Origin of the sequence: Nostoc sp. PCC 9305 (assembly GCF_963920915.1) — a bacterium.
In the GTDB taxonomy this organism is placed as follows: Bacteria; Cyanobacteriota; Cyanobacteriia; order Cyanobacteriales; family Nostocaceae; genus Nostoc.
In genome coordinates this window covers 1-207 of the sequence record NZ_CAWUDN010000329.1, presented here as the reverse complement: position 1 = coordinate 207, position 207 = coordinate 1, and the positions used below count along the sequence as shown (strand labels likewise).

Below are 207 nucleotides of genomic sequence, written 5' to 3'. Positions count from 1 at the left end.
GTTCTTGGAGAAACTGACGTTCGGGATGGCCCGCAACAACTCAGAGCCGCCTTCGATCTTCATCGCGTCCAGCGTCTCGGCCGAGAAGGCCGAAACGGCGATCGGCACGTCCTGGATGGCTTGCTCGCGCTTCTGGGCGGTGACGATGATCTCGTCCACCGTGGCCACGGCTGGCGCGGTCTGGGCCAAGGCGGGCGCAGCTGCGCA

1 protein-coding gene is annotated in these 207 nt (G+C 65.7%); it reads right to left on the bottom strand.

What is annotated here, in order from left to right:
- Positions 1-189 (bottom strand): hypothetical protein (locus tag ACM0OX_RS35930; protein WP_414520011.1); only part of this gene is annotated, 189 nt, incomplete at its 3' end.
- Positions 190-207 lie beyond the last annotated feature (18 nt).